A 22,197-nucleotide genomic window follows, 5' to 3' on the forward strand; every position below is an offset into this window, starting at 1 on the left:
TTCTGCTCTTAGCCCTTAGCTCAATTTTCTTTATTCTATTATCTTAATTTTAGTTTCTCACCTCTTAAAAGTACCCCTGTTTTTTACGATCCTCCATAGCTGTTTCTGCACGTTTATCATCTGCTCTACCACCACGCTCAGTTGTACGTGTTGTAGCAATTTCTTCAATGATTTTATCTAAAGTATCTGCTTCAGATTCTACAGCTCCAGTAATTGGCATATCACCACAAGTGCGGTAACGAATAGTCATATTTACGACCGCTTCATTTTCCTTTAATTTAATAAATTCTGAGTTTGCTAAAATCACACCATCTCTAACCACACAGTCGCGTTGGTGTGTATAATAAAGTGACGGTAAATCTATATTTTCAAGCTTAATGTATTCCCAAACATCCATTTCTGTCCAGTTAGAAATTGGAAATACCCTAAAATGTTCACCATAATTTTTACGACCGTTAAATAGATTCCATAATTCTGGTCTTTGATTTTTAGGATCCCATTGTCCAAATTCATCTCTATGTGAAAAGAAACGTTCTTTAGCTCGAGCTTTTTCCTCATCTCTTCGAGCCCCTCCCATTGCGGCATCTACTTTGTACTCTTCAAGTGTATCTAATAAAGATACGATCTGAAGTGAATTACGTGATGCATCTGCTCCAGTTTCTTCTTTTGCACGGCCTTTATCAATAGCTTCTTGAACAGAACCTACTATAAGTTTAACTCCAAGTTTTTCTACTAATTCATCACGAAACGCAATAGTTTCAGGAAAGTTATGACCTGTATCAATATGTATTAAAGGGAAAGGTATTTTAGCAGGAAAAAACGCTTTCTTAGCTAAATGCGTCAACAAAATAGAATCCTTTCCACCAGAAAATAATAATACTGGATTTTCAAATTGTGCTGCTATCTCTCGAATCACAAAAATGGCTTCCGATTCTAATTCTTTTAAATGATTAATTACGTAATTACTCATGTTATTTATTTTAATTTTCGAATAATAAAGTCTAAAATGGTTTGAACAGATGCTTCTATCGTTTTATTATCTGTTACAATCTCTAAATCTGGATTAACAGGCGCTTCGTAAGGAGCTGAAATCCCTGTCATATTTTTAATTTCACCTGCTCGTGCTTTTTTGTACAAGCCTTTTACATCTCTACGCTCACACTCCTCTAAAGATGTATTGACATATATTTCGATAAAATTCTCTTTACCAACGATGTTTCTAATATTTTCTCGATCCTTAATGTAGGGAGACACAAATGCGGCTAAGGTTACAATACCAGCATCTACCATTAAGTTGGCGATTTCTGCAATACGTCTTATGTTTTCGGTACGATCTTCAGGAGCGAAAGTTAAATCTTTATTAATACCTTGTCTAATATTATCGCCATCTAAACTAAAGGTTGAAATGTTTTTCTTGTGCAATTCAACTTCTACTAAATTAGCAAGGGTAGATTTGCCTGACCCAGACAATCCAGTAAACCAGAATAAACAAGAGCGATGATTATTTATGCGCTCTCGATCTGCTTTTGTTATTTTATAATTATGTCTAACCGTATTTAGACTCATAATTCAGTTTAATTTTTCAAATTATTTAATCGTTTTCTTTCATTCCTGCGATCCAAACCAAAATTAATTCGGTACCACAACTTTTCGTGTCCAAAGTACAATAACATTTTTGTTACCACCTCAGCACCTCCAATCTTAAGCCCTACTAATGGGTTTCCTGTAACTATCCATCCTAAAATGATAGTATCTAGTGTTCCTACTCCACGCCAAGAAAAGGTTTTAAGAATGTGTCTCTTATTAGATGACTTTATTTTCGATTTAAACCAAACCCTTTCATGTATATAATACAAAATCATTTTGGTAATCATTTCAAAAGCACCCATTTGCATGCCTATCACTAAATCACCAGAAATATACCATGACAACAGCAACGTATCTAGAGTTCCTATAATACGCCAAGTAATCGTTTTAGCTAAATGCCTTTTACTAAACTTCATTAAATCCGAATTGCAATTAATTTACAGACAGCCTCTTTAAAATTATTACTCTACCATATTAATAGAGTATCTCATTATAATTTGCAAATCTAAAATAAAATCTAAGACTATGTTAATCTAAATAAGAATTAAACGAAATTAAACAAAATTGCCTTTATAGCATAAAATATAATATTGAAGTTATTACACCTCTTTACAGCTCAAAAACTTACGATCTAAATTTACGTCTTTTTTGAAATCACTACTTCCGTTTTAATTTAGATTACGCTCTAAAAAAAATCAATATTAAAACAAATCCTTAAAAAGACTACTATTCACCTATAACCTTCTACTAGTAGATACTTAAACTAATATTCCAAACGTCACAACTCCATCTTGTCTAAAAAAATATGAACCAAGACAGCATTAAGAGGGCCAATTACGTAAATGAAATACGTATTTAATTTTCAAATAACTTAAAACGTACAGCTAAAAAAAGTTACAATATGATACGATTGATAACACATAGTATAGCCATTCATAAAACGGAGCAAATAAATAGTTCACCCATAGTAACCCTATAGATCCTCCATAGATACTTCATAGAAAATCTATAGTTAGTGTATACCATAAGCACCCATAATATGGATAAAATAAAAGCGACCAGCTGAAAAACACAATGAACAACCAAAGTGTAATTTATATTCAAAAAAAAAAAAAAAAAGAAAACATACAGACGTAAAATTTATGGTTTTGAAAGAAATGCCCTACTACATCGTAACCATCTAACAATAAACTACTTAAAACACTAATGTTTATACTATTTATTATGTATATTTGTGCTTAAAAGCGAACTTAACCCCTTAAAACATCCCCCTGTTTATATATTCAGCAACACTTTTCTATAACATTACCCCTATTCATACCTGAGAGATCATAATATGATTCCTCTTTTTTTAATTTTCACCCCCAAACAAATACCTACTATGAAAAATCTTTACCTTTTATTAATTGCATTATGTCTAAGTAATATCAGTTTTGCACAAACCACTGCTGATGCTTGGATAAATGAAATACATTATGATAACGTTAGTAATGACATCAATGAAGGTGTAGAAATTGTCATAACGAATACTACTACTTATCCTTTAGAAAATTGGTCAATTGTAATTTATAATGGAAGCACAGGAACTACCAATGGTACCATAAACTATACCATCTCATCTTCTACAAATATTGATAGTGCTTCAGGCTTCACAACAGCATGGCAACCGCATAGTGGCTTACAAAATGAAGTTGAAGCTTTAGCATTGGTTTATAATGGAACTACCTTAGTGCAATTTATTTCTTACGAAGGTATTGTTACCGCTACCGGTGGTATTGCTGACGGATCCACTTCAGTTGACATTGGTGTTTCTGAAACAAACACTACTGCATTAGATCTATCTTTACAATTATCAGGATCAGGAACGACATATTCAAATTTCACATGGCAAGCTCCCGCAACTGCCACAACTGGTACTATAAACAATGGTCAATCGTTTGTTCCTTGCACTACACCAATAAATGTTTCTTCGTTTACCGCAACAGGTGGTGATCTTGAAGTCGATTTAGATTGGGTTAATGGAACCTGCTTTGACGAAGTCATGATAGTAGCGAAAAATGGTTCAGCTGTTACCGCAGTACCGACAGGAGATGGCTCTTTATATAATGCAGATGCCATATTTAGTTTTGGAACCGAAATTGAACCTGATGAATATATTGTATATAAGGGCACGGGGGTTTATGAAGAAATAACAGGGTTAATAAACTCAGACACTTATTATTTCAAAATTTTTGCACGTAAAGGCACATCGTGGAGCACAGGAATTGAAGCAAATGCAACACCAGACCTAATTGTTTTAAGCAACAGCATAATAATTACCGAAATTATGATAAACCCAGGATATGTTGGTGATACAAGCGGTGAGTATTTTGAAGTTTACAACACAACAGACACAGATATAGACATGGCTGGTTGGACTATTTCAGACACACAAACTCCTACTCCGAATGATATACACGTTATAACTCCAGTTATACCCGCTACTACCGTTATAGTGCCAGCTTATGGTTTTGCCGTATTAGGCCGTAACTCAGATAGCGCAACAAATGGTGGGATAGTCATAGATTATGAGTATAGTGGTTTTAACATCGCTAATGACCATGACGAAATTGCCATATCGGATTTAAGTGGCACCCTAACAGATGTTGTAGAATACGATGATGATGGAATTTGGCCAAGTATAAGCACAAGTGGTCAAGCAATGATATATACAGGTAGCAATATTGAAGATAATAATGATGGGTCACTTTGGACTTTTGCTACAGTGTCTGAAGGTATTGATGTCGATCACGGATCTCCGGGTATTAATGGTACAGACCAGATTGTATCCTATTTGATATATGTAAATGCTGCATGGAATTTAACACCTTCTGAGCTTACGGATACAAGAATAGCTTATATCAGAAAAGATGAAAGCACTACTTTCTCTACTGACGTAGATTTAAATAATCTTTTTATTGAAGAAGGTGCCAGTTTAACTATAAACACAGGAGTTACCTTAACAGCAACTACTGTAACATTAGAGTCGGCTTCAGATCGTTTTTCAAGTTTAATTTCAGACGGTACAATTTCAGGTACCGTTAACTACGAACGTTTTGTAAACACACTTAGTACAGGTACCGGAGGAAACGATTTAATCTCACTTCCTTTAATGCCAATAGGTCTAACATTTGATACCTTTATTACAAATGGAGATAATGCTACTGAAATAACAGATAATAGTACATTTTATGCTTTTGCACCATATAATAATACAAATGTAGCTTATGAAAACTTCCTTATGAACGCAACCGATGTTTTACTGAAAGCAAAAGGTTATAGAGCTGCTACAGATAGTGGAGATCTTTTAACATTTTCGGGTACACCTGATACCGGTACTGTAAATATTACGATAGATAAACCTAATTTAGGAAGCGAATGGAATCTTATTGGTAATCCATACACAAGTTATGTAGATGCAGATGCATTTTTAAGTGATGCAAATAGCGCCTTATTAGATCCTTTTGCAGTCGCTATATATGCCTACAACAGTGGAATCTATGGAGGAGAAGCACCAACAATTAGTAACTTTACTGTTATTAATAAAGCAACGATATCAACATTAACTGAAGAAAACTTTAATATAGCACCAGGTCAAGGTTTCTTTGTGGCGTCAAACGATACTGGAGGAAGTATAGCATTTACACCTGATATGCGCACATTAAGTGGAGATGATGATTATATTGCTGGTAGAACGTCTAATGAAAGTGAATTCTTTAAGTTAAATTTAATGGGGTCTCAAACCTATTCTACAAGTATTTTCTTTAATTCTAATGCTAGTTTAGGTTTAGATCCTGGATATGATGCGGCAGTTTATGGTGAAGATTCTGAGAATTACCCTATATTTTCTCATTTAGTTGAAGAAAACACAGGGAGAGCAATGGCTTTACAAGCTATCGATAATACAGATTTAACGTCTGTTTCTATTCCGTTAGGTGTAAATGCGAACCAAGGAGAAGCGATTACTTTTAGTATAGACGCTTCTAACCTATCTAATACAACACTAGTATACTTAGAAGATACGGTTGCTAATACCTATACGTTACTTAATTCTGGAGATTATACATTAACACCTAGCATTAACTTAAGTGGTACAGGTCGTTTTTACTTACAGATTTCCAATAGCACACTATCTACAATAGATAATACCTTAGACCAATTAAATATTTACAATAACAGGGCAGATAAAACCATTATTATTGCTGGTCAATTATCAGAACCGACTACAGCATCTGTTTATGATGTACAAGGACGCATAGTGTCTACAACAAAATTACTAACTGCAGATAGCACACAAGCTATAAATGTGAGTCAATTAAATAATGGCATCTATGTTGTAAAGGTGCATAATGCAACTCAAAATAAAATCCAAAAAGTGATTTTGAGATAAGTTCTCTAATTAACATCGCTTACCGTAAAAAATGCGCTAAACTAAGTTTAGCGCATTTTTTTATCTTAAGAATATATTTTAAAAGCGAACACTGCTTGTAGAGCACCTAATGTAAAACTAAGTTGTTACTCTTTTATAGATATACTATTACGGTTGTTATTAGGTAGTATATCCAAAGCGTACTTGCTATTAAGCATTTAGCACCTCAAACTTTTTTGAACTAGCCTATATGATTATACTTATATACTAGTAATCTTATTAAAAACATACCATCAAGATTTAATTAAAATTATCTTACATAGACTAAAAAACAATGATTACAATATACAGTTTCTATTTACAATTTGTAAACTCTTCTATTTTCTAAAACACATATTAATAGGGCTACATCCATATGTAAATAGCTCTATTTTTAGACTTATGCCTATAAGTATGACGCTATGATGCAACGTGACGAAAAAAGTAATTATACGATTCGTATTTATGGATATTTAATGATATATTACATATCTTGCGCCTGTAGTTGATTACAAGTAGGAACTATTTCACACGTTACGTTTAGAGTATTTTAAATGCAACATGAACAGAATACCACTTTAAATTAAAACCATTATATTAAAGTCTATTTTTTTAATTTTTGAAGCCTAAGATTTTAAACATCAATTATTTAAAAAAAATAGCATTTTAACGAAAAAACTATTATTTAAGATAAACCTTTTCACATTATAGGTTGATAACTAAATAATTTTATTATTTTTGAACTCAAATTTAGGGCAAGAGCCATGAAGAAAGAAAACAATACAGATAAAATCACTCGTAAGCAAGCCATTTCAAAAATGGGTAAATATGCAGCAATAACTGCTGTAGGAACATTTGTGATTTTAAATCCGCTTAAGTCGCAAGCACAGTCACCACCTGATGCAGGAGGCGATCCTTTCAGTTAATTTTTTAAGTATATTTTGAATAGTGATTTAGCACCAACATACAAGAGGATGTTTGGTGATTATTGGATATTATGGTATTCAATTTCTAATAGTTACAGTGTTATAAATTCAGATTTCGAGTTACTTTTAGATACTTACCTTACCTCCAAAACGCAGACCGAATTTTCAAATTCCATTTCTAATTATATTTCTGTTTCCGATAGCTTAAACCTTTCTGAAACGATTCATAATTACCTCAAGGATTGCAACAATCCTTACAGTCTACCCAATATAAGCTCAGAGACTTTAGACACGTCTCACCGAAATATTTCTAAATATTATTTATTTGGAACTAAGAGAATTCTAATTCACTACAGCTCTGAATTAGTACTAAAAACAGTTCATCCTGCTATTGCTCATTATTGCAAAAAGCACACAGAAGCGCCAGATGTAATATTCGATATTTTTTTAAAGCATAACAATTTACACCTCTTTAAGAATGGGAAATTATTATCTTGTGTTCCGAAAAGAGAGTATCATCATATGCAGGGTAAATTTATTATGCATTTACTCTGTTCTTTACATCACAAAACAGAACAAGATTGGATTGGAACACTTCATGGTTCAGCCATAACAGATGGTAATACATCTATTCTTTTTGTAGGAAAATCTGGAAAAGGAAAAAGCACCTTATCAGCATTGTTGGCAACCAATGGTTTCGAACTATTAGCTGATGATGTATCTCCATTACTTTCCGAAAACGAACATATATATTATAACCCCTCCTCTATTTCCATAAAAAAAGGTGCTTTTGAGCTACTACAACCGCTAGTTAACAATTTTGACAACTTACCCATAGTGGAGTTCAATGCCACTAAAGGCCAATTAAAATATATGCCCTGCGCAAAACCGAAATACAATCATTACCCTTGTGGTGCGATTATGTTAGTGAATTACCAACCACAATCAGAAACCATAATAGAGCCTATTTCTATAAAACACGTTTTAGAAACTATTATAGAAGACTCTTGGTTATCACCAAACCCTAAACATGCTCAACAGTTTTTGGACTGGTTACAAAAAGTTAAATTATACCAAGTAACTTATAGTAATACGGATTGTGTATCTTCTGAAATTTCAACTTTATTCAAACAATTAAATCACGAAAATTAATAGCTTATATTAGTCTCCTGTATTAAAATCTATGGACAGCTTAGCTACTACATATCAAAATATCGCAGATATCCTGAGTTTTGAAACTCCAAATTCTAAACTAGAAAAAACGATTAGTCACCCTTCTTTTGATTGGGACATTATAGTTATTGAAGGCAGCAAGAACTTAATGTTACCCGCGCTATATTGCAGATTAAAAGCAAAAAAACTTCTTCATTTATTACCAGAAGAATTGACTAATTACCTCAAAGAAATTACCAGTATAAACAGATCGAGAAACCTAAGAATACTTAATCAAGTACAGACCATATCACAAATACTAACCCAACATAATATAGACCATGTGTTTCTAAAAGGCACAGCCCTATTAGCTTCAGGATGCTATAATGACCAAGGAGAGCGTATGGTCGGAGATATTGATATATTAGTTGAAAAATCGAAAGTGTATAATGCATTTGATATACTAAAGAATTCAGGTTATGACAAAACCTTCGGTTATGCTTATAATAAAAAAGACTTTAGACATCTTGATCGCTTAATGTCAAAAGACGAGCTAGCAGCAATAGAACTTCATACAGAACTTTTAAATAAAAGACATTGGCCCTTAATGAATATACCATCAATTCTCAATTCTAAAAAAATTAAGAACTTGATTCCTGTTCCAAATACATACGACTTAAGCAAACACCTCATATTGAGTTGGCAGCTAAATGATAAAGGTCATTACTACAATGCAATAAGTTTAAAATCGGTTTATGACCTTATTTCTATAGAAACAAACAAAAATAAAAAGTGCATAGACATTTTGTTAAATTTAAAATATGGACAATCCTATTTGGAGTTGGCAAAATACTATTTTCCTGAGTTCGCTGATATTACTTCTAATAGTTATATGAAATACAGAGTTTTTTGCTATAAAATGAAACTGTCCTTTAGACCTCTACGAATAACTATTAATAGCGTCAAAAGAACTATTCAATTTATAAAAAGTCGCTTTTACTTAATTTGCACTAATAAAAGTTATACAGAACACATCATAAAAGAGAAATTTCTTAATAAAAGAAAACGTTTTGATAATTCTTAATTTCTACCCTCTCATTATCGCATAATTTATCAAAGTCTTCATTCTTCGAAATCCTGATATTTCAACCTAAAATCAAACCATCATTTTTCGTTATTAAATAAAATAACGGCGCTTTTATTCCTGATAATCAAATAAAAACATTTAATAATTTAATTTTCTATTTTTTTTAAATCCCATTAGCTTTTTTTGATTATTATTACAATAAGTTTACCCCTATATTTGTTTTATAATCTATAAAGTTTACCTTTGGACAAAATTATTTTAGTATGAAAAAAATACTTTTACTAGCATTAATAACATTTTGCACATTCTCTTTTGCCCAAAGACGAAACGACGATTGGTCTCTTAGTGTTGGTGTTAATGCTATCAATAGTTTAGGGAGTCGATCACCATTTAAGAGTCCAGGTGACTGGAGCTTTCAGACCCCATTTTCTGCTGCAGCTGAATATCGTTTTGCTTACCAATTTGCAATAGAGCAATCCATTACGTTCAATGGGTTTAATGATGATGAAAGTATTGATTTCATCCCAACAAATGAAGACTATAATTATTTATCTTTAGATACCCATGTTAAATATTATTTTGGCGAACTTATTTTTGGTCGTGGTAGAAATGATTGGTTTGACATATATGCCAATGCAGGTTTAGGTTTCTTTAATATAGATGAGACTAACATATCTGTAAACTTAGGTGGTGGTGTATTATTTTGGTTAAACGAAAATAGAACTTTTGGCTTAAGAGCTCAAACAATAGCTAAATTTGCTTATGACTCCTCTAATAATGGTTACGATAATAATCATTATCAATACCATTTGCAGGCTGTATTTAAGCTTTAATATTGTAATATAAGATTAAAAAAAAGACTCACAATAGTGAGTTTTTTTTTGTACCTATTTTAAAATAGCATTCTCTGTAAATTAATAAAAAGACAGGTTCATTTTTATTCTTAGAATAACATCTAATAGCCTTTAAATTTAAAATTAAGCATTTGCTTCATACACTGGTATAATTCCGGAAATTGAGATTTAAATTCTGAAGGGGTTTCTATAAAGTTTTCGAGTAACACAGCAAAAAATTCATACTGGTTGGTAAACGCGTATGCTCTAAAATATTTTGAAGTAATTAAGTTTAGTCTAACAGACTCATGCCTTTGTAAATAGGTCGTTAATCTTTTAAAGCCTTGATTAAATATTAAACTACTTATATCATTGTTTTTAGACGCATTTAAGTGTATCGCATGACCAAACTCATGAATACCAAGATTAAGATTATCATCACCGATATCATACCCTTGTTGAAAATCTTCCCACGAAAATACAATAGTCTTTAGATGAGGATTTACTTCTCCTTTATGAAACGATTTATTAATTTGAGAGAAATATGCCTTAGGATATATAATAACCGTATCGAGAAGATCCAATTGATATTTTTTGAACCCAAAACTTAACATGGTTGCGGTAGCAGCAATTGCGACTTTCATGTCATCTGTGATGATCAAATTTTGTTTGCCTATAAATGTATTTGTTTGAATAAATTTAGAAACTCTATGCTCAAATTGACGCTGATGTCTTAATGACAATTTCCTAAAGAATGAATTCTCATTTTTTAAAATCTCAAACTGTACTTGTGATAACTTATTTAGTTTTAAATAACGCTTTATAAAGATGGGCTTTCTATATACTGATGCATAATAAAATTGAAAAATCTTTAACAATCTATAAATTATAAAAAGAGCTATTAAAACAACACCGAGTGGTACTATATAATTAGAGATTAACTCCGATTCAAAAATTTGTTGCTCAGTCTTAGATACCATTAATATACTAATTATGAATTCTAATTTTCACTTAAAAACATAAGTCTATGTTCATAACATGTAATTCATCCTTAAATATAAAAATTTAATGATACATACCAATTTTTTAAATATGAGTGTTCATTTATTATTCATACAATTTAATATGCGAGGGTAACAAAATTATAAACAAAACTATTATCTTAACACCTAATTTTATCGCAACAACTAAATACAACTTAAGTTCTTATGAGCACCAACTTAAAATCAGAAAATAACCTCATTCCAATTATAATTATCGCAGGACTCTTCTTTATTTTTGGCTTTGTAACCTGGATTAATGGGGCGCTCATACCTTTTATGAAAACCATTAACGAACTTACGGATGCTCAGTCTTATTTAGTGGCATCAGCGTCCTACATATCGTTTGTTGTTATGGCACTTCCTGCATCATATATTCTAAATAAAATAGGTTATCGAAAAGGCATGTCACTAGGTTTATTTATTATGGCCATTGGTGCTTTAATATTTATTCCGGCTGCAGAAGCAAGAACCTATTGGGTGTTTCTAACCGGAATTTTCATTCAAGGTATTGGTATGACTATTCTACAAACCGCTTCTAATCCATACATCACCATTTTAGGACCTATTGAAAGCGGAGCAAAACGTATTGCTATTATGGGTATCGCAAATAAAGTCGCTGGCGCATTAGGATCTTTAATTTTTGGTGCACTCCTGCTTTCAGGAATTGATGCCGTGAAGGAACAACTAGCAACCGCCTCTGACTCTGAAAAAACTATACTTCTAGATACTATGGCAGATAGTGTCTTTGTACCCTATGCTATTATGGCGATTGTTTTAATTGTTTTAGGTGTGTTGATTAGAAAAGCACCCTTACCACATGTTGAGGCCATAGAAAATGAAGCAACGATACGAGAAGGCTCTTCTAATAGAACGATTTTTCAGTTCCCGCATTTATGGCTGGGGGTTTTAGCTTTATTTGTATATGTAGGAGCTGAAGTTATTGCTGGCGATACCATCATCGCCTATGGTATTTCCTTAGGTTTTACAGGTGAAGAAGCCAAATATTTCACAACCTATACTTTAATGGCAATGGTGGCCACATATGCCTTGGGTGTCTTTTTAATTCCAAAATATATTAAGCAGAAAACGGCGTTGATTATTAGTGCTATTTTAGGAATTATCTTTAGCATTATAATTTTATCAACTTCAGGATTAACTTCTGTTTTATTTGTAGCTGCTTTAGGAATTGCAAATGCATTAGTATGGCCTGCTATTTGGCCATTAACTTTAGATGGTTTAGGTAGACACACAAAGACAGCCTCTGCATTACTAATTATGGCTATTTCTGGTGGGGCAATAATCCCACCTTTATATGGAAAAATAGTTGATAGTAAAAAGTTAGACCTCATCAGTTCAGGAGTTAATGAATCGGAGGCTTTGGCAAATGCTTCAACAAATAGCTATTGGATACTTATTCCTTGTTATGCTATGATTTTATTCTTTGCAATATGGGGTCATAAAATAAAAGGTCGTTCTAAAAAATAACCTGTGAACTGCACTCGTCATCGGGACGAATCAGTATCAATTAGACTTCACATTTGTTCTTTTTTAATCGTCAATAACTAAGACTATTATACACCATAAATAAAAAGCAAGTATCCTTATGTGAGAATACTTGCTTTTTTTATATTAAACTAAAAAATCTAAAGTCTATGGGAAAATACCTCTTTGTACATAGGCTTTTTCAATACGCTCTATTGCAATACAAAATGCTGCGGTTCTCATATCTACACCTTCACTTTCTGAATAATTATAAACCTTATTAAATGATCCATTTAGCTTCTTAGTTAACTTCTCCATAACTTCTTCTAGATGCCAAATCTCTCCACTTCTGTTTTGTAACCATTCAAAATAACTACCAATAACTCCTCCCGAATTACATAAAATATCTGGTATGATAAAAATGCCTCTATCCTTTAGTATTTTTTCACCCTCAACGTTTGTCGGGCCATTAGCACCTTCAGCAATTAATTTTGCTTTTATCTTTGGAGCGTTTACCTTTGTTATTTGATTTCCTAATGCTGCAGGAATACAGATATCACAATCTATTGAAAAGAATTCACCTTTTTCAACTGGTTTAGAGCCAGGGTAATTTACAATAGTTCCTTTGTTGGCTAAATTATATTTAAAAAGTTCTTCAACATTTAAACCACCTTGATTTTCAACACTTCCTTGCGCATCTTGAACTCCTACTAATTTAGCACCATCTTTTTCTAAAAAGTGAGATGCCCAATAGCCAACGTTACCAAAACCTTGAACAATAAACCTTTTACCTTTTAAGTCCATATTGTTTTTTTCAGCCCAAAACTTAATGGTTAAATACACACCAAATCCTGTAGCTCTATCCCTACCTTCTAATCCTCCGCTACCATCAGGCTTACCAGTAACAACATGTTGATTTGCGGAACGCTGTGCAGGTGGTCTCGTACTCATATAGGTATCTGCAATCCATGCCATTGTTTGGCTATTGGTATTTACATCTGGAGCAGGTATGTCGTGCTCTGGACCAATATTATCAGCTAAAGCATATGTAAAACGTCTTGTAATACGTTCTAATTCGTTTTCTGAATATAATGCTGGATCAATTTTTATACCTCCTTTTGCACCACCATACGGTAATCCAGCTAAAGACGTCTTCCATGTCATCCACATCGCTAATGCTCTTGCCGCATCCAAATCTACCGTAGCATGGTAACGTAAACCTCCCTTATAAGGTCCTAAAGCTCCATTATGCTGAACACGATACCCCGTAAAAACCTCAACTTCTCCGTTATCCATTTTTACTGGAAAATTCACTAAAATTTCATTATTAGTGATGCTTAATATTTTCCTAATATTAGGGTGTAAGTTAATGTGATCTGCAGCACTATTAAACTGCTCCATTACATTATCCATCATTCCTTTCAAAGGCACTTTTTTAATTTTTGGCTTAGTGTTATTTTTTGAATTTCCCATTTATGTGGTCTTATTTTTGGAATTATATATTTTTATACCGCAAAAATAATACTTTCAATAATATAAAGCGGTTATATTATTAAATAACTAAATTAGATTTTACGAAATAATTACTATTATTTCAAAAAACAATGATTAGCTACTAAATAATTGGTTTAAAGTAAATAACTCTACAATATTTCAATTTTTGAAACATGTTACACCTAATAAAAATCGTTCATATTTACGATATTAAAACGGATAAAATATGAGTTCTAACTTGTATAAACAATTGAAGAATAATTGAAATAAATAATGCCTTTATAATAAATTAGACTCATTTAATATAAAGGCATCAATCAAAAAATTCGTTTCGTTCTATAGGTTTGCAACGAACCAATCAGCATCACTAATCCTTAAGTTTAATTTTCTTTGAGGTAGAACTCAAAATTATATAACCAATTATTGCAGAAATTAATGAACCTATTAGAATACCAACTTTAGCCGAATCAATAAATTCGGGCGTCGATGCAAATGCTAAACTTGCAATAAAAATGGCCATAGTAAAACCAATACCAGCAATAAACGAGACCCCTAGGATATGTTTAAAACTAATTTCACTTGGCACTTCTATCAGTCTAATTTTTTTCGCTAAAAGCACAATTAAACTAATACCAATTCCTTTACCTAAAACTAAACAAATAATAATATTCGTCACTAATGCTATTTCTAGGTTTTCTGTACCGCTAATTAAAACTCCTGCATTTGCAAGTGCAAAAATCGGAATGATAAAATACGCTACCCAACCATGTAAATTATGTTCTAAATGTTGCAACGGTGATTGAAATTTAGAAGACCAATCTTCTAAGTCATCTATATGCTGAATTTGTTCTGTAGAGAGAATTGGTTTTTTTAAGATACTGGCGCTCTTAATATCATTATAAACGTTTTCTAATTGCACTAAAAACGTCGATGTATCTATTTTCTGTCTTATAGGGACAGAGAACACTAATAAAATACCTGCTACGGTAGGATGAATTCCTGCTTTTAAAAATAAAAACCAGATAATCACACCTAAGAAAAACACTAAAAATCGAGAATAATATCCTTTAAAGGATAAAAAATATAAAACAGCAAGCATAGCTAAGGCTATTAATAATAAAGTAATATTAATACTTCCACTATAGAACAAAGCAATAACTAAGACTGCACCTATATCATCTACAATTGCAAAAGCAGTTAAAAACACCTTTAGACTCAGAGGCACCCGATTTCCTAAAACATTTAAAATAGCGAGTGAGAATGCAATATCTGTTGCCATTGGTATCCCCCAACCTTTAGTTGTTTCTGGATTTTGATTAAGTACAAGAAAGAAAATTACAGGCACTAGCATACCTCCTAAAGCACCGACTAACGGAAATGCAATTTTCTTAGGAGTGTTGAGTTCACCAATTAAAAGTTCACGCTTTATTTCTAATCCAATTAGAAAAAAGAATACCGCCATTAATCCATCATTAATCCATAGAATTAATGGTTTTTTAAATTCAAATGTTTCGGTTACAATTCCTATATCATATTGCCATATTTCTCTATAAATATCACCGTAAGGCGAATTAGCCCATGCGAGAGCTACTAAAGTAGCAAACAGTAATAATATACCACTGAAGCTTTCAATTTTTACGAATTTTTGAAATGGTGTGAGAAATACTTTTTTAATCATATAGTTGGATTTTTTTTCGGAAAAGTTTAACTCCAAATATAAGATTTACAGATTTAAAACTTTAAAAACAAATGTTACATTTTTGTGAAAACTCATCATAAATTCTACAAAACAAACTTTAAAGGCCTTTCTGTTTATTGACGCCCATATTTTACGAGATTTTTAAAAAAATCTGAGTATAATTATCAATTTAAAATAATAATCATCAAAAAAAGACAAACCATTCAATTTTAATTTATTATTTGACTGGGTAATCCTATCTTTGCCAATTAATTTAAAATTATCACTATGAAAGTCCGTGAATACTTTATTATAGTTTCTATCATTCTTACTTTGGCTATTATCGGAATAGCTTTTGTTTGGCAACCTATTTTATGGGTATTCCTGTTAATAGGGCCACTCATTATTATGGGTGTTTTTGATATTTTACAGACTTCTCATACCATACGACGTAACTTCCCCTTGATAGGACGGTTTAGATATATGCTGGAATCTATTCGTCCAGAAATTATGCAATATTTCGTCGAAACAGATACAGAAGGAAGACCGCTTAATCGTATTTTAAGATCTTTAATTTACCGAAGAGCAAAAGGTGAAAATGACACGGAGCCTTTTGGTACACAGATGGACATTTATCATTCTGGATACGAATGGCTAGAACATTCTATGTATGCCAAAACAAATCCTAAAAACATAGGTGAATTTCAACGTTTATTAATTGGAGGAAAAGATTGTAAGCAACCTTATTCTTCAAGTTTATTAAATATCTCAGCGATGAGTTTTGGGTCCTTAAGTAAAAATGCTGTAATGGCATTAAACAAAGGTGCCAAAATGGGGAATTTTGCCCATAATACAGGTGAAGGTGCTATTAGTGATTACCATTTAAAACATGGAGGAGATTTAATTTGGCAAATTGGTACAGGATATTTTGGTTGCCGACATGATGATGGCACATTTAACGAAATAACCTTTAGAGAAAATGCGCTAAGAGAAGAGGTTAAGATGATTGAGATTAAATTGTCTCAAGGTGCTAAGCCTGGTCATGGTGGAATTTTACCAGCTTCCAAAAACACCGAAGAAATTGCAAAAATAAGACACGTAAAACCTGGTATTGCGGTACACTCGCCTCCATCGCACTCAGCATTTTCGGATCCTATTCAATTTATGTATTTCATAAAAAAACTTAGAGATCTTTCTGATGGAAAACCTGTTGGTTTTAAATTATGTTTAGGTAGAAAGCAAGAATTTATGGACTTCTGCGAAGCTATGATTTTCACAGGGATTCTTCCAGATTTTATTACTGTAGATGGTGGAGAAGGTGGTACAGGTGCTGCACCTGTTGAATTTTCTAATTCTATGGGTATGCCTTTGCGTGAAGGCTTAATTTTTGTGCATGATACTTTAGTTGGTTTCAACTTAAGAAAAGATATCAAAGTAATTGTTGCCGGAAAAATAATCACAGGTTTTCACATGGCAAGAGCTCTTGCTTTAGGTGCCGACGGATGCAATAGTGCACGCGCCATGATGCTGTCTATTGGATGTATACAAGCCTTGCAATGTAATACGAATACCTGCCCTGTTGGTGTTGCGACACAGAATCCTTCTTTAGTAAAAGGATTAGTTGTTGAAGACAAGGCACCACGAGCAAAACGTTATCACGAAGCTACAATTCACAGCTTCTTAGAACTTGTAGCTGCTGCCGGACTTAATAGTCCTGCGGAATTAACACGAGATCATATTAGCAAAAGAGTTGGTCTCTACGTGGTAAAAACTTACCATGATATCTACCCACCTATTGAAGAAGGTTCTTTATTAAACATTGACACCATACCTCAGGAATATAAAAAGTTTTTCCAATTGACGCGTATCATGAAATAAATTGGATACTCATTATATATTAAGAGCTGTTAACTTTTCTAAACATAAGTTAACAGCTTTTTTTTACATCGCTGTTTTATGACTTCAGATAATTAACGACAATGATCTCTATTCAAATCGTATCTTTACACAGAACCATTAAATCATTAATCCAATTTTAGCTTCCATCTCAAAACCCGCTAAAGAGTTAATAGAATTCTTTAAAAGCACTAGCTTTTCAAAAGCCGTTTTAATTGGTATTGCTGTTACTATACCCATTGTTTTAGGGATTGTAACTGATCATTTTGAAATCGGCTTAGCTCTTTGTTTTGGTGCGTTTTGGTGCTCACCGAGTGATATTAGTGGCCGCTTAAAACACAAACAGGTTGGGATTCTTTTTTCTGCTGTTTTAGTCGTCGTTATTAGTTTTATTGGTGGCTATCTCAATATTTCAAACTTTTTACTCTTCCCTATTTTAGGTCTATTAACATTTAGTATAGCCTTTCTATCTATCTATGGTTTTAGGGCATCTCTAATTAGCTTTTCTGGATTATTGGCATTGGTTCTAAGTTTTGCGCACACTTCAAAGAACTTAGAAGTTTATGAATATGCTTTATTCATTGGGCTTGGCGGTTTGTGGTATTTATTACTATCTACACTATGGTTTCTGCTCAATCCAAAAGCTCAAACTGAACAAACCTTAAATGAAACTTTTCTGCTCACCGCAGATTTTTTAGATACTAGAAGACAACTCATTGGTGACCAACCAGATCGAGAAAGCCTGCAAACACAACTAATGACCTTGCAAAGTGCCTTAACTGAACACCACGAAACTTTGCGAGAAATATTAATTTTATCTCGAAAAAGCTCAGGAAAATCGAATTATCAAAGTAGACGTTTGTTAGTTTTTATCCAACTTGTAGAAATATTGGAAACAGCTATTGCAAATCCAGTAAATTACGAAAAAATGGATGTGCTTTTTAGAAAATATCCAGAGTTAAAAGCCGACTTCCAAAAATTGATTTTAGAATTATCATATCAACTTCGATCTATTGCAGAGCACAGCAACAAATCCAAACGATTTCCATCTAACAAAGTGCTATCTGATGCATTAAAAACATTGGAAAATGACATTTTAAAATTTAAAAATGAAAATCAAATTGAAGATTACGACCGTTATTTAATGCTTCAAAACCTGCTGGATTACCAAAAAAAACAATTTGAAAAATTAAAGAAAATTAAATGGCTATTAGGTAATCCCGAACTCTCATCAGATGACTATATTAAAAACGATAAACTAAAGCGTTTTGTAGCTTCGCAAGATTACGATCCTAAATTAATTCTTAGGAATTTAAGCTTTAGATCAACGATTTTTAGACATTCTCTCAGATTAGCAGTTGCTGTAATGCTTGGTTACGGGATTGGTTTATTCTTTGATTTTCAAAACCCATACTGGATTATACTTACCGTAATAGTTATTATGCGTCCTAGTTACGGACTAACAAAAACACGTTCTAAAGACCGAATGATAGGCACACTAATTGGTGCAGCTCTAGCAAGTGGATTAGTGTTTTTAGTAAGTGACCCATACATTTATGGAGCATTAGGGATTTTATCTTTAGTTGTTGCGTTTTCTATGGTACAAAAAAACTACAAAGCGTCCGCAACCTTTATTACGTTAAGTGTTATATTTATTTATGCTATCCTTCAACCTGATATCTTAAAAGTTATCCAATTTAGAGTCATTGATACCTTGATTGGCGCTACGCTTTCTTATTTAGTAATGCGTTGGCTTTGGCCGGCTTGGTCGTTTATGGAAATCGGTGATACTATTAAGAATAGTTTAAAAGCGAATACAGACTTTTTTAAATCCATTACTACCTTTTACATAAAAAAAGGAGCTGTACCAACAAGCTTAAAAGTTAACCGCAAAGAAGCCTTTTTACAAACGTCTAATTTAAGTTCTGCATTTCAGCGAATGGCGCAAGAACCTGAGTCTAAACAAAATCATATAGAGGACATTTACGAATTAGTGGTGATAAATCATAGTTTCCTGTCGTCTTTAGCTTCTTTAAGTTCCTATATACAGAATCACAGCACAACGGAGGCTTCAGAAGATTTCATCGTAATTTCAGAAAAGATTACGGAAAATCTAGACAAGATCTGTACGCAATTAATGGATATAAATTTTGAAGATCCAATTGAAACAGCTTCTATTTATGAACCTATACCTTTTAACTTTCCCTTTAATCGTATTACAAATGATACAATTTCACAAACCAACAGCGAACAAACGCATAAGGAAGCACATTTAATTTGGGAACAATTCTATTGGCTATTTTCATTAAGTGAAAAAATGCTAAAACTTACCTATAAGTTTAAAGTACATTAACCCCTGTCAGAACATTTTTCACTTGAAGCATAGTGATAAAAAAAACTTCTTTCTAAATTGATTTTGAAAGAAGTTTTTTTTTAAAAAGATATAATAGGTTACGATTAAGCCACAGCTAATGCCTTATCCCCTTCTTGTGATGCAGCCTTAATTGCTATAAAATTGTTTACATAATCTTGCCATTTTTGTGCTATGGTAATTTCATTATTTAAAACCATTTCATCATCATTGTTGTATAACATAAAATCCGTAACATCCTTTAAATTGTGATGAACAAATGACAGTTGCAATTTATCAATAACATCATAGTCTTTTGTTTTGTCCTTTACACGCTTGTTTTCTCTTAGAGTTTTACAAGTCACTATCGATTTTAAGTCTACAACTTCCGCAAACGAGAACTCACTTGTTTCTTTATAAAAAAATAATTTTTGTTCTTCCTCATCAATTCCTATTGCAAAATTACTATCGATTTCAATCTTAGTTAATTTACAATTGCTTTGTGTTGCTTCTAACTGAAGTGCTTTTCGTAATTTTCGTTTTCTTTTTTTACTTCCGTTTATAAATAAAACAAACGGTAAAATAACGATAGCGATTATAATCGCATCGATAACAAATAATCCTGTTCCCATGATTTTTTAATTTTTTTTGATATTAATTTTAAATCTATAATAAACGCGATGACAGTATTATGTCATATACAGACATCATCTTACATGATGTTATTACATTTAATTTACCAAAAAGAATGAAATGGAAAAAGAATCTCCCGTAAGTAGAGAGTATTAAAATTCTGTAGGGCTGCATTACTAAATTGAGAGCTTAATACAGCAGAAAGTTGTTGGCTTCGATTGATAATTCCATTAGAATTTTCTAAAACTCTGTCTATCCGAGAAGGCTCAGTATCACTGAAGAAAACAACATTATAATTTTCTGATTGAATATCGAAAAACGAATGATGTGTGGTAGAATACTTCACAACTTCATTAGAACTATCAATAATACTTACCGACAATTCTAAATCACTATTTAGCAATTGCATATCGCAAGCATGAGCAAAAGTACCCAAACTAGCAAGAAACAATAATATACTAAAAAGTGTTTTAATCATTTTCAACCTGAATTATAGTACAAAGTAAATCTATAATTTGGGAATCACTTACTAAATGACTGTTAAATTATTGCCGCTCTTAATATTTAGATTTTTATTTACTAAATACCACAGATACTTAATATCACATAAGTCTTGTTATTTGACAGCATTTTGAAAATCGTTTTTTCTATAAGACTAAATAAAGGTTAGAGTTGTACCATTACCCCTTAGAGCTACGTTTTAGAAATAGTTACACCAGAAAAAACGCTCAAGCGAGCTTACACTCTCTTTATGTCCATAACAAAACGAAGCTTTAAAGGATTGCTACGCATCCTTTAAAGCTCCGCTTTGAAAATAGTTTCAACGAAAAAACGCTCAAGCAAGCTTGGCGTTTTTTCTTATGAAACTATTTATTCGTGACCGCGAAGGGATTCGAACCCCCAACCCTCAGAGCCGAAATCTGATATTCTATCCAGTTGAACTACGCAGCCATTAATTCCTTAAAAAACAGGAATATCTTTTTTATTGTCTTATGATAATTTCGCTTTTACAATACTCGAAATAGTTTTTCCATCAGCCTTACCAGCTAATTCCTGACTCACCATTCCCATAACCTTACCCATATCCTTCATACCTTCTGCACCTGTTGCTGCGATAGTTTTCATCACTACAATGGTAATTTCTTCTTCCGAAAGTTGTGTTGGTAGAAACTGACTAATTACTTCAGCTTGCGCTATTTCTGGCTCAGCTAAATCATTACGGTTTTGTTCTAAGAATATGGCGGCACTATCCTTACGCTGTTTTACCATTTTAGATAAAATCTTTATTTCTTCTTCTTCAGAAATATCTTCTTTAGAACCTGTTGCCGTTTGTGCTAATAGTATTTCTGATTTTACCGCTCGCAATGCAGCTAAGGCTGTTTGGTCTTTCCCTTTCATTGCTGCTTTCATAGCAGTCATAATATCTACTTGTAAACTCATAATCCTGTTCCTTTAAATAAGACTGCGAAGATACTAAAAAGTTCGTCTTAGCTTACAGAAGAATAACAGATACCTATTAAATTTTATTCAAAAAAAAAGTCCAAAAAGCTAAAGGAGCTTTTTGGACTAGTTTTTAGTGCTTTAACACC

At 32.5% G+C, this 22,197-nt stretch carries 17 protein-coding genes and 1 tRNA gene; 8 read left to right on the forward strand and 10 right to left on the reverse strand.

From position 1 onward, the window contains the following. Window positions 1–64: 64 nt before the first annotated feature. From cysD to HM986_RS02240, 3 genes are read right to left on the reverse strand one after another with little or no spacing between them, the layout of a single operon-like run. Window positions 65–970, reverse strand: coding sequence for a sulfate adenylyltransferase subunit CysD (cysD, locus tag HM986_RS02230; protein WP_179333451.1), 906 nt, complete (start codon window positions 968–970; stop codon window positions 65–67). Between the two features lie 5 nt (window positions 971–975). Beyond that, a complete protein-coding gene (cysC, locus tag HM986_RS02235; RefSeq protein ID WP_179333452.1) occupies window positions 976–1,566 on the reverse strand; it encodes an adenylyl-sulfate kinase in 591 nt (196 codons plus the stop codon). An 8-nt stretch (window positions 1,567–1,574) separates the two neighbouring features. Continuing rightward, window positions 1,575–2,003: a DUF2061 domain-containing protein gene (locus tag HM986_RS02240; RefSeq protein WP_179333453.1), complete on the reverse strand. Its 429-nt coding sequence runs from the start codon at window positions 2,001–2,003 to the stop codon at window positions 1,575–1,577. A 965-nt stretch (window positions 2,004–2,968) separates the two neighbouring features. Between HM986_RS02240 and HM986_RS02245 the strand changes: the two genes are divergently transcribed. From HM986_RS02245 to HM986_RS02265, 5 genes are all read left to right on the forward strand, one after another. Beyond that, on the forward strand, window positions 2,969–6,016 hold the full coding sequence (locus HM986_RS02245) for a T9SS type A sorting domain-containing protein (RefSeq protein WP_179333454.1): 3,048 nt from the start codon (window positions 2,969–2,971) through the stop codon (window positions 6,014–6,016). A gap of 782 nt (window positions 6,017–6,798) precedes the next feature. Continuing rightward, window positions 6,799–6,960 carry a hypothetical protein gene (locus HM986_RS02250; protein ID WP_179333455.1) on the forward strand — a complete coding sequence of 54 codons (162 nt, stop codon included), beginning with the start codon at window positions 6,799–6,801 and terminating at the stop codon, window positions 6,958–6,960. A 15-nt stretch (window positions 6,961–6,975) separates the two neighbouring features. Beyond that, window positions 6,976–8,112: a phosphoenolpyruvate carboxykinase (ATP) gene (locus HM986_RS02255; RefSeq protein WP_179333456.1), complete on the forward strand. Its 1,137-nt coding sequence runs from the start codon at window positions 6,976–6,978 to the stop codon at window positions 8,110–8,112. A 31-nt stretch (window positions 8,113–8,143) separates the two neighbouring features. Next, window positions 8,144–9,196 (forward strand): nucleotidyltransferase family protein, encoded by a 1,053-nt coding sequence (locus tag HM986_RS02260; RefSeq protein WP_179333457.1) that lies wholly within the window; start codon window positions 8,144–8,146, stop codon window positions 9,194–9,196. 266 nt (window positions 9,197–9,462) lie between these two features. After that, a complete protein-coding gene (locus HM986_RS02265) occupies window positions 9,463–10,032 on the forward strand; it encodes an outer membrane beta-barrel protein (RefSeq protein WP_179333458.1) in 570 nt (189 codons plus the stop codon). A gap of 122 nt (window positions 10,033–10,154) precedes the next feature. Here HM986_RS02265 and HM986_RS02270 read toward each other — a convergent pair whose 3' ends face one another. Further along, window positions 10,155–11,012, reverse strand: coding sequence for a zinc-dependent peptidase (locus tag HM986_RS02270; protein ID WP_179333459.1), 858 nt, complete (start codon window positions 11,010–11,012; stop codon window positions 10,155–10,157). 228 nt (window positions 11,013–11,240) lie between these two features. Between HM986_RS02270 and HM986_RS02275 the strand changes: the two genes are divergently transcribed. Continuing rightward, entirely contained in the window at window positions 11,241–12,560 is a 1,320-nt protein-coding gene (locus tag HM986_RS02275; protein ID WP_179333460.1) for a sugar MFS transporter, read from the forward strand. A 165-nt stretch (window positions 12,561–12,725) separates the two neighbouring features. Here HM986_RS02275 and HM986_RS02280 read toward each other — a convergent pair whose 3' ends face one another. Beyond that, window positions 12,726–14,030 (reverse strand): Glu/Leu/Phe/Val family dehydrogenase, encoded by a 1,305-nt coding sequence (locus HM986_RS02280; protein WP_179333461.1) that lies wholly within the window; start codon window positions 14,028–14,030, stop codon window positions 12,726–12,728. 388 nt (window positions 14,031–14,418) lie between these two features. Then, the gene (nhaA, locus tag HM986_RS02285) at window positions 14,419–15,729 is read right to left on the reverse strand and encodes a Na+/H+ antiporter NhaA (RefSeq protein WP_179333462.1); all 1,311 of its coding nucleotides are present in this window, start codon (window positions 15,727–15,729) and stop codon (window positions 14,419–14,421) included. A 288-nt stretch (window positions 15,730–16,017) separates the two neighbouring features. Between nhaA and HM986_RS02290 the strand changes: the two genes are divergently transcribed. Further along, window positions 16,018–17,607 carry an FMN-binding glutamate synthase family protein gene (locus HM986_RS02290; protein WP_179333463.1) on the forward strand — a complete coding sequence of 530 codons (1,590 nt, stop codon included), beginning with the start codon at window positions 16,018–16,020 and terminating at the stop codon, window positions 17,605–17,607. A gap of 289 nt (window positions 17,608–17,896) precedes the next feature. Continuing rightward, a complete protein-coding gene (locus tag HM986_RS17830; protein WP_317167338.1) occupies window positions 17,897–19,978 on the forward strand; it encodes an FUSC family protein in 2,082 nt (693 codons plus the stop codon). Window positions 19,979–20,082: 104 nt separating this feature from the next. On the opposite strand, the gene HM986_RS02300 is transcribed toward HM986_RS17830, so the two are convergent. The 4 genes from HM986_RS02300 to HM986_RS02315 all read right to left on the reverse strand — a co-directional run bounded on the left by HM986_RS02300 (window position 20,083) and on the right by HM986_RS02315 (window position 22,048). Further along, on the reverse strand, window positions 20,083–20,607 hold the full coding sequence (locus HM986_RS02300; protein ID WP_179333464.1) for a hypothetical protein: 525 nt from the start codon (window positions 20,605–20,607) through the stop codon (window positions 20,083–20,085). A gap of 104 nt (window positions 20,608–20,711) precedes the next feature. Then, entirely contained in the window at window positions 20,712–21,086 is a 375-nt protein-coding gene (locus HM986_RS02305) for a hypothetical protein (RefSeq protein WP_179333465.1), read from the reverse strand. A gap of 399 nt (window positions 21,087–21,485) precedes the next feature. Next, window positions 21,486–21,559, reverse strand: a tRNA-Arg gene (locus tag HM986_RS02310). A 39-nt stretch (window positions 21,560–21,598) separates the two neighbouring features. After that, window positions 21,599–22,048, reverse strand: coding sequence for a GatB/YqeY domain-containing protein (locus tag HM986_RS02315; protein ID WP_179333466.1), 450 nt, complete (start codon window positions 22,046–22,048; stop codon window positions 21,599–21,601). Window positions 22,049–22,197 lie beyond the last annotated feature (149 nt).

This window comes from Winogradskyella costae, assembly GCF_013403865.1.
Classification (GTDB): domain Bacteria; phylum Bacteroidota; class Bacteroidia; order Flavobacteriales; family Flavobacteriaceae; genus Winogradskyella; species Winogradskyella costae.

Excerpts from the sequence above, each read along its gene's own strand:
- HM986_RS02280 (WP_179333461.1), bottom strand. The coding sequence starts at position 14,030 with ATGGGAAATTCAAAAAATAACACTAAGCCAAAAATTAAAAAAGTGCCT.
- HM986_RS02245 (WP_179333454.1), top strand. The coding sequence starts at position 2,969 with ATGAAAAATCTTTACCTTTTATTAATTGCATTATGTCTAAGTAATATC.
- HM986_RS02275 (WP_179333460.1), top strand. The coding sequence starts at position 11,241 with ATGAGCACCAACTTAAAATCAGAAAATAACCTCATTCCAATTATAATT.
- HM986_RS02300 (WP_179333464.1), bottom strand. The coding sequence starts at position 20,607 with ATGGGAACAGGATTATTTGTTATCGATGCGATTATAATCGCTATCGTT.
- nhaA (WP_179333462.1), bottom strand. The coding sequence starts at position 15,729 with ATGATTAAAAAAGTATTTCTCACACCATTTCAAAAATTCGTAAAAATT.
- HM986_RS02250 (WP_179333455.1), top strand. The coding sequence starts at position 6,799 with ATGAAGAAAGAAAACAATACAGATAAAATCACTCGTAAGCAAGCCATT.
- HM986_RS02240 (WP_179333453.1), bottom strand. The coding sequence starts at position 2,003 with ATGAAGTTTAGTAAAAGGCATTTAGCTAAAACGATTACTTGGCGTATT.
- HM986_RS02260 (WP_179333457.1), top strand. The coding sequence starts at position 8,144 with ATGGACAGCTTAGCTACTACATATCAAAATATCGCAGATATCCTGAGT.
- HM986_RS02305 (WP_179333465.1), bottom strand. The coding sequence starts at position 21,086 with ATGATTAAAACACTTTTTAGTATATTATTGTTTCTTGCTAGTTTGGGT.
- HM986_RS02290 (WP_179333463.1), top strand. The coding sequence starts at position 16,018 with ATGAAAGTCCGTGAATACTTTATTATAGTTTCTATCATTCTTACTTTG.
- cysC (WP_179333452.1), bottom strand. The coding sequence starts at position 1,566 with ATGAGTCTAAATACGGTTAGACATAATTATAAAATAACAAAAGCAGAT.
- HM986_RS02265 (WP_179333458.1), top strand. The coding sequence starts at position 9,463 with ATGAAAAAAATACTTTTACTAGCATTAATAACATTTTGCACATTCTCT.
- cysD (WP_179333451.1), bottom strand. The coding sequence starts at position 970 with ATGAGTAATTACGTAATTAATCATTTAAAAGAATTAGAATCGGAAGCC.
- HM986_RS02270 (WP_179333459.1), bottom strand. The coding sequence starts at position 11,012 with ATGGTATCTAAGACTGAGCAACAAATTTTTGAATCGGAGTTAATCTCT.
- HM986_RS02315 (WP_179333466.1), bottom strand. The coding sequence starts at position 22,048 with ATGAGTTTACAAGTAGATATTATGACTGCTATGAAAGCAGCAATGAAA.